This window comes from uncultured Ruminobacter sp., assembly GCA_902764345.1.
Classification (GTDB): Bacteria; Pseudomonadota; Gammaproteobacteria; order Enterobacterales; family Succinivibrionaceae; genus Ruminobacter.
Genome location: CACWVT010000022.1, coordinates 16,537 through 32,324, shown reverse-complemented (window position 1 = coordinate 32,324; position 15,788 = coordinate 16,537). Strand labels below are relative to the sequence as shown.

Here is a 15,788-nt window from a genome sequence, read left to right as displayed (position 1 = left end):
CTGACTTAAATAAGAATCAGCTGGCAAATCTGGCGATGAAGGCTTAATTTGGTAAAAAATTTATTTTATAGGTTTTTATAGATCCAAAATAGCGGTAAAGTCGTTGGTTCAGACTGTTTTGTGGTTTTGCCGTTTGAAGAGAATGCCGTATCCTCGCAGAAACACGAGTTCTGTCAGATAATGCGGTCGTCTGTCGGAATCTTCTCCACTGAGAAATGCTCCGTTGCATATCTGAGAATGTCCGCAGGCTTTTCATGTTCAAGAGCGTCAGGAATGTGCTGTCCCAGAAATTTTATGGCCTTAACCAGAAGTTCAGAGGCATGTGCGGTATCTATAGGCACGGCATGATTCTGTTTGGAGTATTTATGTCCGTCGTCCTCCATGGCCAGAGGCAGATGAATATATCCCGGTACCTTTTCATTTAATTCCCTGATAAAGGATATCTGCATGAAGGTTTCATAAAGAAAATCCGCCCCCCTGACAACCTCAGTGATGCCTGTGTCAATGTCGTCAAGAAGGCATACAAGATTATAGGAATAAAGTCCGTCCCTTCTGCGGAGAATCATGTCCTGAACGTCCGGATACGGATTTTTAACGGTACCTCTAATCTCATCCGCGTACTGATCCACGTATATTGTGCTTCTGAACCGGATGCTGCTGCCTTCAGTCTGAGGCAGGTTGAGATTTCTGCAATGACCGTTGTAGACCCCGCCCATTTTACGGACGTCAGCTCTTGTGCAGGTACAGCAGTAGGTTTTGCCTTCCCGTATAAGTTCATCAAGGTGTTCCCGGTAGAAATCCAGTCTCTGGGTTTGATGGAGTACCGGTCCGTCATATTCAAAGCCAAGAAGCTCAAGATCTCTTAATATGGCGTCACTGAATTCAGGTCGGCATCGGGTGGTATCGATGTCTTCAATACGAAGATGCCAGAAACCTTTCCGGCTTCTGGCACGAAGATAACTTCCAGTAGCGGCCACCAGCGAACCGAAGTGCAGCCTGCCGCTCGGAGACGGGGCAAAGCGCCCGTGATAAGAGTCCATTTACTATTTGGCGCCCTGCTTTTCCTTGATTTCGGCAAGGTGCTTACAGTTGATGCAGAGGTCAGCGGTAGGACGGGCTTCAAGACGCTTGATGCCGATCTCTTCACCGCAGTCGTCACAGTAGCCGTAGTCATCTGAATCAAGCTTGCGGATAGTCTTTTCAATCTTCTTTACAAGCTTTCTTTCTCTGTCTCTGATTCTTAATTCGAGAGAGAATTCTTCTTCCTGAGCGGCGCGGTCAATGTCGTCAGGGAAGTTGGTGGTTTCATCGTTCATATGATCAACGGTGTTTGAAACCTCGGTCATTAACTGATCACGCCAGCTTTCCAGAATCTTGCGGAAATGAGCCTTCTGCTTATCGTTCATATATTCTTCGCCTGGCTGAACTTCATATGGTTTTAAGCCGGCAATGGCCAGAGGACTCAGCTCAATTAAATCCTTTTTGTTGTCGCTCATAGTCTTTCTCCTAAAATGTCCATACCCGTGCAACGAGACACGTGGCATTCTGCACCGGTGCCGCTACGTGTATTCATCACGTTTGAGTCCGTGAAAATCGGAACCGGTTCCTGAATAAAAATAAATTCACTAGAATATACATTACTTAAGGCATATATTCAAAGATTTATGTCAAATTCTTTTTCATAAATATGAAGTTTAGCCTAGGTTTTGACATCGTGGACCAGGTCTGAACAGCCGGAGCAGGCCACGTTACGCATAAACAGTGACATAAAAGCATCAGGTCATGATTTAATTCTTTTTCATTTTTCCTTTTATCTGAAATCTTTTTTTATAAAAAATAGATCTTTGTCAAAAGATGTCGTCATAGATGTTTATTAGTTGAACGCAGGTAGGTTTTTGTCTTTGAGAATTTCCGCATTCTGTCGGAATTATGTGTGTTTCGTATGCTGTTCGTGACAGTGCCTGTCTGACGGAAATCGCGTCGGGTGACGGTCAGCCGGAAATGATCGCCGTCATACCTTGTTTCCGGTACGGCTATTTTTGTGTAAACAAACATGCTATCAATGATATAATGATGCGGAATTTTTTGTCCCTTCCCTGATCTCAGTATACGGGTATGACTGCGTAAGGCCGGTATAATCCAGGATGGCTTATTACCTTTTGCCGGCGTTTCTATTTTGGGGCCTTGCCGCTTTAGGAAGGGTAAATTTACGTTCTTCGGGAACTGGAAATCTTACATGTTTGAGCCGGCTTCACAAAAATTACACGGATGTTTGATTAAGCGACGGATTGCGCCGTGCGACGGGAAAATTCTGAGTTCCGTAGCGGCGGCAATGTCGGAATGACGGGCATCAGCCGTTGGATGCCTGATTTTGGTGACGGTGTTAATTTTTATGAGTAAATCGTTTTTTGGCAGATTAATCAGTCTCTGCATAAAGCTCGGTCTTGTTTTGGCAGTAATTTTTGTAATGCTCTGTGCATACTATTATGTGGTGATATCGAGCAGCAGTCTCTCAGCCGAACAGAAATGGCGCACCCCGGCCGTAGTCTACAGCCGTCCTCTTGAACTTACTGTTGAACAGAAGATTACCTTTGATCAGTTGGAGCATGAACTGTCACTGCTGAAGTACCGCAAGGTTTCCAATCCGGGTAAGCCTGGAGAGTACGGGGTCAGCAAGAACCGCGACAGAATGGTCATTATCAGAAGACCGTTCAATTTTTCCTACGGATATGAGGAATCACGTCCGATTCACATTACCTTTTCAAACAGCAGAATAAGCTCGATATCTGATGCCGCTACGGGAGAAAACATCGATATCGTGCAGCTTGATCCCGTTCTTCTCGAACGTCTGTCCTCCAGCGGGGAAGAGGATCGCATGCTCATCAGCATAGATGACGTGCCGCAGAAGCTCATTGATACCCTGGTCTACGTGGAGGATCGTGATTTCTACAATCACCACGGCATCAGCATTAAGGGCATTCTCAGAGCCTTGTGGGTGAACTTCAAGGCCGGTAAGAAGGTTCAGGGAGGAAGCACCATTTCCCAGCAGCTGGTGAAAAACTACTTCCTTAACAGTCAGAAGAGTCTTGACCGAAAGGTAAGGGAACTCTTCATGTCCATCATCGTTGATGCCAGATATGAAAAATCACAGATTCTGGAAATGTATCTCAATGAGATCTATCTCGGACATTCAAACAGGGATATATACGGTTTCGGTCTGGCTTCATATTTCTATTTCGGTATTCCGGTAAGCGAGCTTGACTGGCATCAGGTGGCGCTTCTTGTCGGAATGGTAAAGGGGCCTTCACAGTTTGATCCGAGAAGACATCCTGAAGCTGCACTTAAGAGAAGAAATCTGGTGCTGAGTCTCATGGTGCAGGCCGGTAAGCTTACCGAAAAGCAGTACCGTGAGTATGCTGCCAAGCCTCTCGGAGTTGTGGACAAGGAGCAGAACTTCTCCGTAATCAAGGTTCCGGGATACATAAGCATTCTCAAGGACGAACTGAAGAGCCGTCTCGGTGAGGATTATCTGAACGGAAACGGGCTCGTCATCTTCACGAGTCTCGATCCACAGGTTCAGCTTGCCGCCAACACCGCCGTAAAAGAAGTGGTTGGCGGACTCAACGCCAAAAGAACAAAGAAGCTTGAAAGTGCAGTGGTTGTTTCCAACTGGCGTACCGGAGACATTCTCGCCGTGGTCGGCAGTAGCGATCCGCAGTTTCAGGGCATGAACAGGGTTACCAAGGCACGCAGACAGATTGGTTCATTGGTGAAGCCGGCCGCCTACCTGACAGCCTTCAATAACGGCTGGCATCTTGGCAGTATGGTTCATGATGCTCCCGTTACCGTAAAAATGCGTAACGGACAGAATTGGTCTCCGAAGAATTTCAGCGGTACCTTCAGCGGCTGGATTCCTCTGTACCGCGGTTTTGCAAAATCCCTGAACGTACCGATGGTAAGAGTCGGTATGAACGTCGGTGTGCAGAAGGTTGTTGACACCATTCACCGCCTCGGGATTGAGCAGAACATAGAGTCCGTACCGAGCACGCTTCTTGGAAGCTTCGGACTCACTCCGATTGAGGTTAACCAGATGTATTCCACCATTGCCACAGAGGGCGCTTACAGACCGCTGTCCGCGGTGCGTGTCGTCCGCAGAGGGAATGAGGTTATCTACGACAGGGAACTGCAGTCCGACAAGGTTCAGGTTCTTGATCCACGTGATGCCTATCTGACGGTTTACGGCATGACAAAGGTTACTTCCATAGGTACCGCCAAGTCTCTTAAAAAATACAATGCCGTGATTGCCGGTAAAACAGGTACGTCTAACGACGGTATTGACTCCTGGTTCAGCGGTTTTGACAATGATGAGCTTGTTACAGTCTGGGTCGGTAACGATGATAACTCCAGAACAAATCTCACCGGTGCAACCGGAGCACTGCCGGTGTATGACCGCTTCCTCAGCATCAGAGGCGTGCGTTCTCTTGTTCCGGCCATTCCTGAGGGTATTGCCGATGCCTATTTCAGCTATGACGGCAGTAAAAGCTACATAATGGATCCGGAGACCTGTACCGATGTATCCGGCTTTGAGCTGCTTCCTGTCAGGGAAGACATGATAAGCGAGGAGGAAGTCCGTTACTGTAACAGTGAATCTGAAGATGATGACGTGATGGGGAACTTCATCAGGTCTCTGTTTTAAAGCCCGAAGATTATAGTGTGCGGTCAGTCTTAAATTGCCTCACAATAATCAGCATAAAAGGGCGCCTCATGCCTGTCTGATGATAGAATCTGAACAGGTTTTATCTGTCGGAATCGTCCGTATCCGGAAAAGGTGCGGACGATTCCGCATAAAGAATTCAGTAAGAAATAGCATAAGAATATAAAAATGTCAGGCCGTAAGGCATGTGACTGATAAGAATATATCGTAACGACGGTTATGTTGAGAGAAGATTTAAAATTAAAGGATTCCGGTGTTTCTGCGGGAAAAGACGGACCTTCCGCCGTGAATGCGCCCGATGGGATCAGCGGGGAGGACCTTCGTGCGGTTCTTGCGGAGAATGCCGGAAAGGTTATTAACGTAAGTGCCTCTTACGCCTACCTGAGTGCACTTACAAGAGACTGTCCATTGCTTCCTCCGGAGCTTGCCGCACTGCAGGAGAACGTTCAGCGCTATGTGGCGGCCCTAGCTGCCGATCCTATTTCTGCACTGGCAGCTTCTGCCGGTACGGATGATATGACCTGTGTTTCACTTATCAGGGATCTTGCTTCTTCTGACGCAGAACTTACAGAGCTTCTTTCAAATACCCTTACCGGCAGATTTCACGTGGTAAAGAGCTATGCCGCCGCCGATGAGTTTTTCAGTCTGTGTACCACTCTTCCTCGCATCTTCAGGGAGAATAATGCCCCAGGGGCCGCACTGATGCATTATCTTTGCGCCCTTATCGCCAATATCCTGACAGCCGAAAACATAACTCCTGCTCTCGTAAAGCGTCTTGAAAAGCTGAGAATATCCGTGCCGTCACAGGCACTTACGGTTAAGGGCAGGGTGGTATTCAGCCGTCTGTTTGTGGCTGCAGTAGAATTTATCATGGCGCATCAGCCTCACGTGCTTTATCTTGTTTCCAGGAACAGGGTTGCGCTGTATCAGGCTGCGAAGGAACAGGAGCTTCGCAACTTTATCCGTGATGCCGTTGATGAGATTCCAGAGGATACCGGCAACATGGGACTTTTCGAGTCTGACGGAAAGTATCAGGATGAGGAGAGTGAGGCCATCGCCAGAAGAGTGGACAATCTTATCCGCAGGGCGGCTTCAATTGCCAGATCCGCAAACCTCATAAAGGGTGATGGTAACGGTGAAATCGTCGAGGCTGATCTTCCAGGAAAAGGCGAGGCCTTTGATGCAGGAAATCTTACAGAAGAGGAAATTGCCAGGTTCTTCAGGGAGAATCCTCATGCGGGCATGTCCGGTCTTTATGATGAAGAGATGCTTTCAAGGTATGACTTCTCAAGAAGCCGTGCCGATGCCGTAACCCGTAATGTGCTTTTCCCGGAATCTCCGGAAGGTGTTAACGGTCCGGTAAAAGATGGTTCCGTTCAGGAAAATGCCACAGGGGCGGCAGCTCTAAGTGCCGGGAACGGAGGAACTCCTCTTCCTCAGATGGATATAGACCTTATCGGGGAATTCAATTCCTTTAAGGAACAGTGCGAGAAGTTAAGCGGTAACGCCAGAGAGCGCAGTACCGAGATCCCGCAGAACGCAAATCTCAGCCGTCGCGTCAACGAGCTTATTCAGAAGGTCGCAAACGACGTGGAATACATTAACTCTCCGAATCCGGTTTCCGGAACCGGAGAGCCCGGAGAACAGAAATCCGAAGCTTCGGCAAGCTCAAATGTTTCAGCTGTCAGTGAGTCATATGAAAATTATGTAAAAGATGATGCGGAACCTGATAAAAATCCGGATACGACTGAAGAAACTTCGGCCGAAAACGATATGGTTATAGGTTCAGACGGGCTGGATATTTTTTCTGACGAGGATTCCTTAAGTGCCGCCATTGCCATGGAAAATACTGAAAATTCCACTGACGGCAGTTCAGACGATGGTGGGGAATCTTCCGGAACTGATGAGGCCGATGCTCCTGCTTCGGAGAACGAAGCCGATAATGACGACAAGTTCATGGAAAACCTTGAAGAGGAGCAGAATGTTCTTTTAAGACTTGCCGAAACAGTAAGAAACGACGTTGTAACCGTATATCCGGATCCGGTGGCGGAAGCTTCCGGAAATACTGAGACTGAAGATGATGGGGCTGAAAGCCTCAATACCGAATCTTATGTTCAGTCTGATTCAGACTATGCAGAGACATTATCTGCTCCTGACGAAGGCAGAGAGGATGAGGCCATAAATGATGCCTGCGACAGTGTGGAGTCCGAATATACGGCTCCTGAAGTATCACAGCCGGTTTTCCTGAATGCCGCAGAACAGGAAGAACCTGAAATGATCTCCGGTTCCGGGGATGAGCGGGATAACGTCAACTCCGAAATTTCTCTGAGTGAAACCGAAAGCGAAATGCTTTCTGACGTGGAGAATGCATCCACTGCGGATTCTGCATCTGATGCTTTATCAGACACCGGCTTTTCATCTCATCAGGAAAATGAGGCTGAACCTCATCATGAATCTTCCGAGCGTGGTGCGGTTAAAACGATAAGCATAGGCAGTACGGGACGTTATTCATGGGTAGGCAGTTCTCATATCGCAGGTGATGACTCGGTTTCAGACGAGCCTAAAGCAGAAAGATTTGTTGATGATAATGAGGTTATAAATGTCGATACCGGGGAATTTACCGGCAGTGACGAGGTGATAAGCATCGATGAGAATCAGGTTATAACCGATACCGTTACCGGAATCGTTGAACTGCCGGTTAGCAGTGAGAGTGAAGCCGAAATGGCTGATGACATTCATGAAGATTCGGTTTTCGTAAAAGATGAATCATCAGCAGTGTCTCGTTCTGAGACTGATATTAAGGAGTCGTTTTCTCAGGCATCTTCGTCCGCTGAAGGAGAGAATGATGCCGGCAAGTTTGATGACTCACATGAATCATCGGATAATGAAAAACGTTCTGAAGGCCTCTTCTCAAGATTCAGAAAATTCTTCGGAAGCTCTTCACGTGTCAGGGAAAAACGCAGATTCGACAGAGATTTCAATGATGTTAACCACCGCAGCGTACCGATGGATCGTATTGTGAATTCTCTTAATGAACTCATTGAGCGCGGTAATGCCTCAGAAGGAATCATCAATATCGCCAAAGGTATGCGCAGGGCTCTTACGGAACCTCTGAAGGATGCGGACGATGTTATGGAGTGGCTCGGTTTTGTTGGAAATCCACTTACCACTTCGGGAAGACGCGGCAGGATAATTCAGCAGTGGACCGTGATGCTTCTTTCTCTGAAGTTCCGGCTTCTGGGCAGGGATGTGTCCGTATTCAGTTCTGCAGAGCCGTATGGGGATCTTGACGTCAGGGGGGACTGCAGATGGGTGGACGAAAGTATTTTCCTTACCCTGCAGCAGATTGAAAGAATGCAGCTTCTGAGCGGTTTTACCGATGAGCTGGGACTTCCGGCATTCCTTCCTTTGCCTCCGCTTTACGCACACGGCAGGGAAGGCGGAATGAACGTGAGCCATACCGAAGGTGCCAACGGCACGGTGTGGAAGATTAATTTCTTCTTTGAGTTGGAAAACCTTGGTGCTGTGCAGATTCTGACAGAGCTTAACGGTGAGGATGTGAGCATCAGTATCGTTTCGGAAAAATTTGAAGCGTTGAGACTTATCAATGATACCTCGGACAGTCTGAAGAATGGTATTGAAAGACACGGTCTCAGAGTTGTGAACATTAACAGCCGTATGGGCACTGTTTATCCACCATCCGTATAGGATATGCGGAATAATCCCTTTAGGATGAAATACGTACACAGGAGTGTGTTATGACTGATAATAACGAAAACGGCAGGCAGGATGACGCTTTATCCGACGACATCGTTTCAATGTCATCGGATCTCGGCTTTAATCTGCATCCCAATGCGGACCTTCCGGTAAACCGGGCTGAATCCAGGCAACAGAGAAATGCCGGCCATGCCGTATACAGCATTATTGCCGAAACGGTGGCCTATGCAAAGCAGCTCTCCGAAAATGAAAAAAGGTAAGGCCGGATGAGGTTTCACTCTCCGATGTGAGCAACGGAAATTGCGATGTTCTTTCGGACTGAGCCGGGAGATTCGGGATTCCACAGGACTGCCTTGGGCAGGGATGAATGGCTCCGGTTGCAGGAAAATGATAAAAGAGAAGGCGGACACGGATTATTCCGTGCCCGCCTTCGCCTTTTAGGATAATAGTCACTGCCGTCATGTGTTACGGCGCTTTGAGTTTTTGGAAATAAAACTATTTTGTTTTGGTTTCTGACTGCCCGATTTTTCTGCCGTATTTGTCGCGGTAGGTGGTCTTACCGGTTCTGTCGTCAGTGGTTGAAGTACCGATCTTTTTGCCGTATCTGTCTCTGATTACGGTTTGACCGTTGGAGTTTTCGGTTGATGTTCCGATTTTTCTGCCGTATTTGTCACGGTAGGTGGTCTTGCCGGTCTTGTCGGTATCGGATGTGCCGATCTTCTGACCGTAGCGGTTCCTCATTACGGTGTGACCTTTTGAATCGGTTTTTGAGGTGCCAACCTTGCTGCCGTATCTGTCACGGTAAACGGTATTCTTTTCACTGTATCCTGAAGTGTCGGATGCGTTTGCGGCGTACTTGTCGTTGTCAGCTCCGGACTGGGTAAAAATCAGAGCACCGTCAGCATCATGCTGTGAAGTGGATATTTCACGGCCGAAGCTGTCTTTATAGACGGTGGAACCGTCGCTGTTTGTCTGAAATGAACCGATGGCATTGCCGTAACGATCAGTAATTACGTTGTCTTCGGAATCGGCTGCGCCGACTGAGGAAGATGCCAGAAAGAATGCACAGCCTACAATTAGGGCCGTGAGTATGTTTTGTAATCTCTTCATAAACTTAATCCTTAAAAATATGAAGACTAATATCCCGTTATAATAATTTGATTTCAGAATCCCTATCCTTGGGGTTTAGAAATCATGTACGAAAAATCTCACAAAAGAAGTGAGAAATGTCCGTAAAGGGGAAAAACTCCAGTTTTTTATCCCTTTGATTTTGGAATGTAACACAAATTTTTATGTTTTTCCATGAAAATTTTATTGATTATTATCACATTTCTTTGTTTTTTGGTTATGAATTAATAATCGAAAATAGTAAGCGGTCATTTGCCCGAAAAAAGTTTATAAATGTTTTATCAGAATGCGGTGAACATCAGAAATGTCAGACGGAAGAAATTTCTGATTCTGAATTAGGCTGTTCCGGCCCTGGGTACAGAAAAATTATGCATTTTTCTGTACCCCGTGAATGCATTATCATATTTTTCAGAGCCTAAAGACGGCCGTATTTATTAAAAGTCCCAAAAATAAAGTATAATGAAAGGAGTGTCATTAAACTCAGAGGCCTTTTTATGAGTTTGTTTAAAAATACCTTTGCCGTGGCGGTTGGAATTGCCGCATTCTGTCTTTCAGAGGGAGCCTGGGCTTCAAGGTCATCAGTGGGGATTATGTCTCCGCGCAACGTGGTTAATGTGGATAAGGATTATACCTACGGGTATACGTATCTTCCCGGGGATGCACTGGACGTATATGAAACCCCGAACCGCAGAATCGGCTGGACTGTCAATTATGACTACCTGGACAAGAATCTCTTAAGACCGGTGTCCGTGGCATACGTGGACTACGTACCTGAAGTCATCCGTGTCTGTTTGTCTAATGCCCATCAGAATCTGCGTGAGGTAAACAACACGGTGAACAATCTGCTGGTTGCAAGACCTCTCGACAGCGGAACAAGTGCTCTCCGTTTCGGCATCAACTCTACGGTAGGCCTTTTGGGATGTATTGATGTCGCAAAATACATGGGTCTGGAAAGAAAGCGCATGTCAATGGATACCGTCCTCGGTAAGTGGGGTGTCGATCAGGGAGCATACGTGGTTATTCCCGGACTCGGAATCGGTACCTACAGAAGCTACATCGGCAGTGCCGTGGATACTCTGTATTTCCCGTTTACGTATTTTCCTTTATGGGTTGACGGCATTCTCTGGGGCTTTAATGCCGTGGACAGCAGAGCCGCTACACTGGATCAGGATGAGGTGTTGCGCAATTCACTTGACCCGTACAGCCAGGCAAGAGATTTTTATTTAATGTATCAGGAAGGTCTTGTTTCAGGTACCGATGCCACCTCCTCAGTTGATGAGAATGACGAGAACCTTGAACAGTATATGGATGAGATAGACGAATAATTTTATGAACTTAACATTAGATCAGGTAAGAGCTCAGATTGATGAGAATGACAGTGAGTTACTGAAGGTTTTACGCAAACGTCTTGAACTGGTTAAGCAGGTAGGCGTTATCAAAAGCAGGGAGGGGACTCCTGTATATGTTCCCGAGAGAGAACTGAGCCTAATTGAAAAGCGTCGTGCACAGGCTGAAAATCTGGGGCTTAATCCGGACCTTGCCGAAGACGTTCTGAGACGTGTGATGAGAGAATCATACGGTGCTGAAAATGACGTCGGATTCAAGTGTCTTAACGAATCAGTAAAAAAGATTGTCATTATAGGCGGACGTGGCGGCATCGGTCGTATTTTTACGCGCCTGTTCCGGAGTTCTGGTTATACAGTTGAGGTGATGGGACACCGTGACTGGGATCGTGCGCCGGAGATTATGTCCGGTGCAGGACTTGTTGTTGTATGCGTGCCGATTGACTGTACAGCCGAAGTTATCGGCAGACTTAAGGGGCTTTTAAGTCCCGACTGCGTGCTTGCCGATTTTACATCCGTAAAGACCAGTCCCGTACGTCAGATGATGGAAGTTCATGAAGGCCCAGTAATCGGGCTTCATCCGATGTTCGGACCGGATATTTCCAATATGGCAAAGCAGGTAATCATTTCCGTTGACGGACGTTATCCTGAGAAGTGCTCATGGGTACTTGAACAGATGAGCCTTTGGGGAGCCCGCATCAAAAAGTTCAGTGCATCCGAGCACGATGATGCCATGAGCTACATTCAGGCCTTGAGACACTTTACCACCTTCAGCTACGGTGTGTTCCTCGCCAGGGAAAATCCGGATCTGAACGTTCTCATGGAATTGAGCTCTCCTATTTACCGCATGGAACTCATGATGGTAGGGCGTCTGTTTGCTCAGGATCCTGTGCTTTATGCCGACATCATACTTTCCAATAAGCGTAATCTTGACATCATTGAGCGTTATGCCGAAGAGATTGAGGGAGCCATCAGACTGCTGAAGCAGGGGGACCGAGATGCCTTCATTGAACAGTTCAGAATGACCAAGGAATTCTTCGGGCCTCTGGCCGACTACTTTATGTCCGAAAGCAAGAACCTTATTGCCAAGATGCACGACGCAAAGGTCTGATCGGCTGAACAGGTGGGGGCTTTCCGTAAGTTCGGAACCGACTGCGGATCCGCCCTGACTGCTGATCTGATTTTCTTCTGCAGTCAGTTCCTGATTCATGACGGGAGTGTGTTCCCGTCAGAATCAGACATTCTCTCCAATCCTTAATGCCTCTCCTTTTTCGGAAAACGTAACCCGGAATTTCCGATGTAATCCTCTCTCGTTCCACTGTGTCTGCCGTGTTTTGGCATGTTCAGACATGCACTGATTAATGCACTTAACGGTGGTTCCGAATCGTTATTCTGCCGACTGAAAATACGTTTATATCCTGAGCTTTGATTCCGGGAACGGAAAACCGCCCGTAACCCGCATCATTGCAACAGAAATTCGTGGACATGTCTGTTAATTTTTTTTAAAATTAGTCGGTTTTGTATCAATTGTCCGTTCAGGCTGAAAAATTCCTGTTTCGGAATGCCTGAATGCAGTAGTGTCCTCAGGCTGCTGATGCAGAATAAACAGATGATTTCAATAAAACTGATACGAAAAATTATTTTTCGTTATGAATTTACTATAAGAATATAAGGATATATTTGATGAATACTTTTGCGAAAGTTGCCTTGGTAACAGCAGTTGCCGTGGGTACTGCAGGTGCGGGCGGTTTTGTAGCCAGCAGGATGCTCGGTCAGAATCTTTTTGAGAAGAAGCTTGAACATTTGGCCAAGAACCCAAATATTTCATACGAGAATCTTGAAAAAAGCTTTGATACCCGCAAGGACAAAATCACGGTTAAGTCAAAAGATCCTTATGCGGTTATCAAGGAATATGAATTTACCATTGATACCAAATTCGCGCTGGACGGTTTTCATTCAGATTTCAACATCAACTATGACTACGAAAGTATCAAGGTTCTGAATGACAGCGTTATTATCAAGAATAAGCCTGAAAACAGGGGTTATGTTGATTTCAGCTATCCATCAGAGAACGGTACCGTTCATTTTGAGAACGATCCTTTCAAGGTTGCACTCATTGATGACTCAATAACCTGTGACATCGGTAAGATTACCTCAAACATTGATTTCACCAATAGCCAGCTTTCACGTGAAGCTTCAAAGATCATGGATTACATGATTAAGAAGGCAGATCCTATCGTTCAGAAGTCACACGTCGATTCCATCAAGTGTGCCTCTGATGATTTCAACATGGAAATGGCTGATTTCAATGTAAACATTCAGCAACTCGTATTCACCATTCCAAGTATTTCAGGCTGGAAGATCGGAAAAATTACCGGTCAGATGTCAGATGACTCAAAGTTAAGTGTTGGTTCAGCTGAAGGTCAGTTCTCAATCATAAACAACGGCAGTGGTGAAGATGACAATGTTTTCTCCATAGTTGCCAGCGTTTCAGATTTTAATCTCGAAACTCCAATTACTGAAAATGCCAAAACCGCAACGGAATCAGCAGAAAGCGTTGAAGCAGCAGCTGAAAACACCGTGAACGCTGAAGAAAAGGCTCCTGCCGCAAGTGTAGATGTTGCTGCCGAAAATACCGTTGCCGCCGAAGAAAAGACTTCTGCAGCCTCTGTAGATAAGGTTAGCATTGCTAAGGCTGACTTCAGAATCTCCCTCAGTGATTTAAAGAAGTCAAATCTCGAAGACCTGCTCGTGAACATGAATACCGACAAACTGTTTGAAAATCAGAGTATAAACCTTGCAGTTAAGTCAGATGTTAAGACAACCGACGGTGATACAGTGCTTGATGCCTCTCTTAAGACTCCTGACATGGATTACCTGCTGCAGAAACACGATCTTGTAATCAACTACTCTGTATCAGAAAAGGTTGCCCAGAGACTGTTTGAACAGGATCCTTCAATAAAGGAAGCCGTTGACGGTTTTGTCGCTCAGGGTTACGTTACCTTAAAGGACGGTGTATATTCCACCACCGTAACCAGCAAGGATTCATTTGAAATCTACGCAAACGGCAAGCTTGTTCAGATGTTCTAAAAGACATCGGCTTTCATTCTGAATGGCTGTATAAGCAAAAAGGAAACCGACGGCGTGCCGTCGGTTTTTTTGTGTCTCTGCGGTAATTCCGCTTATGGTATTATCTTTACGGATATTTTCAGAATACGGATGTTAATCTTTTACGAAGCATTCCTTGCTCATTCCGCATTGCGGACATACCCAGTCATCAGGCAGTTCCTCAAAAGGAATATCGCCGTCATAGTGATAACCGCAGACTCCGCAGGTATAGGTCTCCTTTTCAGCCGGTGACGCCTTAGAGGAAGCAGAGCTGCTTGTGGATGCCGCAACGTTGTTCTGGTAGTATCTGTATGTCATCGGTTCTTCAGCTGAAACTCCGTCCATGGTATCCACAACCTCACAGCTCCATAGCATGTGGGTGGAAAGTTCCAGTTCATGGAATACTCTTACCTTGAAGGCTCCGAGAGAGTTTTTGATGACGGGAATGCCGTCAAGCAGTTCATGTTCGGTATTTTCCCACTTGTTTGCGGTTGCGGCACTCTGGTAGCCGAAGTTTGCAATGAGTTCAGGAGAGGCATTTTCCGGAAGGATTGAAACGGTGAATTCCCTGGCATTTCTGATACATTGGGTGGTATATGACTTCTTGTTGGTACATACTTCGATGCCGAGAGGTGTTACAGTGGCCTGCAACAGGGCGTCAACAATGCATCCACACTGTCTGCCGTTCTCATCGATTACGCCTATTACGTAAACACCGTGACTTATGTTCTTTAAGATATTCCCGTTCATTATTTCCTACTCCATATAAATATATTATTCTGATTCTGTTTATATTATTCGATTTTTCTCTGTCTGTCAGATCAGCCTGTCTACCACTCAGATTTCAACATGTCGGCTACACTCCTTGTCTTATTCTGAAGAAACAGCATGACTTGCGGGGATTGATACTGTAGTAGATAACCACAAGCCCGATTTCCGCAAGCAGTATCAGCAGAATTGAGAACAGTGATTCGTATATGTTGCTGAAGGCCTGAGCCAGCGTACCGATAAGAGGCAGCATGAGAAGCATGATAATGGATATCACCATTCGTTGGAACAGTCTCTTGCTCCTGTTTGGTGAATGCGTTCTAATCATTTCAGGCGGAATGCGTATCCTGTCCGGTTCGACTATTATGGTTTTTTCCTGTCGGGTGGATTCAGCTTCATTCCGGGACTGAGTGTCGTCTGTTTTTGGGGTCATGATTCTCTTACGTTCACGGTTTTCCTGTTCCTTAATCCTGTCACGGTCAACCTTTTCACCGCGGGCTGGAACGCCCTCGATGATAAAGCTGATATTATTGTTAAATTTGGGAACGTGAGCCTTGACCTTGATGTCGGTGAGTGCGGTACATCCGGCTTTTACCGCTGTTTCAATCATAAGATCCAGAGCATGTTCCTTGTTGGGACTTTCTCCGACGAGAACATAACTTTTGGAGACTTCGGTAACCTTGAGTTTTCGTGTATCCGTGAAACTGCTTAAATAAAAACCGTTGCGCTCGTTCGGTATCTGATACTTTACGATGTCGGAGACTGCCGCAAATTTGCGGAAAAAGCTTCGGCGTCTGTTTTCGGTGTCTGTAAGGGGTGTGAATTCCACGTCATCGGAAATGGACAGCTTCAGCCTTGGGTCACAATCCTCTGCTGAAAAGTAATAACGGTTGTCATCATAGCTGATGATTATGCCGTATTTCTGCTGTTTTGGAATCCTTACAATAATACCGAGCATATGATACCTTCGGGTGAAAAAATATTTAGGCGGTCAGCCACTTTATCTATGA

At 46.3% G+C, this 15,788-nt stretch carries 12 protein-coding genes; 7 read left to right on the top strand and 5 right to left on the bottom strand.

The annotated features are described in order from the left end of the window. Positions 1-173: 173 nt before the first annotated feature. Both gluQRS and dksA read right to left on the bottom strand, forming a co-directional pair. Positions 174-1,040 carry a tRNA glutamyl-Q(34) synthetase GluQRS gene (gene gluQRS, locus QZU58_RS05555; RefSeq protein ID WP_294495611.1) on the bottom strand — a complete coding sequence of 289 codons (867 nt, stop codon included), beginning with the start codon at positions 1,038-1,040 and terminating at the stop codon, positions 174-176. Positions 1,041-1,043: 3 nt separating this feature from the next. Further along, positions 1,044-1,406, bottom strand: coding sequence for an RNA polymerase-binding protein DksA (dksA, locus tag QZU58_RS05550; protein ID WP_363174820.1), 363 nt, complete (start codon positions 1,404-1,406; stop codon positions 1,044-1,046). A 986-nt stretch (positions 1,407-2,392) separates the two neighbouring features. On the opposite strand from dksA, the gene mrcB reads away from it, so the two are divergent. From mrcB to QZU58_RS05535, 3 genes are all read left to right on the top strand, one after another. Then, a complete protein-coding gene (gene mrcB, locus QZU58_RS05545) occupies positions 2,393-4,696 on the top strand; it encodes a penicillin-binding protein 1B (protein ID WP_294495609.1) in 2,304 nt (767 codons plus the stop codon). Between the two features lie 303 nt (positions 4,697-4,999). Further along, positions 5,000-8,422: a flagellar hook-length control protein FliK gene (locus tag QZU58_RS05540; RefSeq protein ID WP_294495607.1), complete on the top strand. Its 3,423-nt coding sequence runs from the start codon at positions 5,000-5,002 to the stop codon at positions 8,420-8,422. A 50-nt stretch (positions 8,423-8,472) separates the two neighbouring features. Next, positions 8,473-8,691 (top strand): hypothetical protein, encoded by a 219-nt coding sequence (locus QZU58_RS05535; protein ID WP_294462771.1) that lies wholly within the window; start codon positions 8,473-8,475, stop codon positions 8,689-8,691. Positions 8,692-8,926: 235 nt separating this feature from the next. On the opposite strand, the gene QZU58_RS05530 is transcribed toward QZU58_RS05535, so the two are convergent. Continuing rightward, on the bottom strand, positions 8,927-9,541 hold the full coding sequence (locus QZU58_RS05530) for a hypothetical protein (RefSeq protein WP_294495605.1): 615 nt from the start codon (positions 9,539-9,541) through the stop codon (positions 8,927-8,929). A gap of 512 nt (positions 9,542-10,053) precedes the next feature. Between QZU58_RS05530 and QZU58_RS05525 the strand changes: the two genes are divergently transcribed. From QZU58_RS05525 to QZU58_RS05510, 4 genes are all read left to right on the top strand, one after another. Continuing rightward, entirely contained in the window at positions 10,054-10,884 is an 831-nt protein-coding gene (locus tag QZU58_RS05525) for a VacJ family lipoprotein (RefSeq protein WP_294462766.1), read from the top strand. 4 nt (positions 10,885-10,888) lie between these two features. Further along, a complete protein-coding gene (tyrA, locus tag QZU58_RS05520) occupies positions 10,889-12,013 on the top strand; it encodes a bifunctional chorismate mutase/prephenate dehydrogenase (RefSeq protein ID WP_294495603.1) in 1,125 nt (374 codons plus the stop codon). A gap of 12 nt (positions 12,014-12,025) precedes the next feature. Next, positions 12,026-12,160: a hypothetical protein gene (locus QZU58_RS05515; protein ID WP_294495601.1), complete on the top strand. Its 135-nt coding sequence runs from the start codon at positions 12,026-12,028 to the stop codon at positions 12,158-12,160. 425 nt (positions 12,161-12,585) lie between these two features. Then, on the top strand, positions 12,586-13,992 hold the full coding sequence (locus QZU58_RS05510) for a hypothetical protein (RefSeq protein WP_294495599.1): 1,407 nt from the start codon (positions 12,586-12,588) through the stop codon (positions 13,990-13,992). A 132-nt stretch (positions 13,993-14,124) separates the two neighbouring features. On the opposite strand, the gene QZU58_RS05500 is transcribed toward QZU58_RS05510, so the two are convergent. Both QZU58_RS05500 and QZU58_RS05495 read right to left on the bottom strand, forming a co-directional pair. After that, positions 14,125-14,760, bottom strand: a complete 636-nt coding sequence (locus QZU58_RS05500) for a flavin reductase (protein ID WP_363174819.1) — start codon at positions 14,758-14,760, stop codon at positions 14,125-14,127. 106 nt (positions 14,761-14,866) lie between these two features. Further along, on the bottom strand, positions 14,867-15,736 hold the full coding sequence (locus QZU58_RS05495; RefSeq protein WP_294495597.1) for a hypothetical protein: 870 nt from the start codon (positions 15,734-15,736) through the stop codon (positions 14,867-14,869). Between the last annotated feature and the right edge of the window lie 52 nt (positions 15,737-15,788).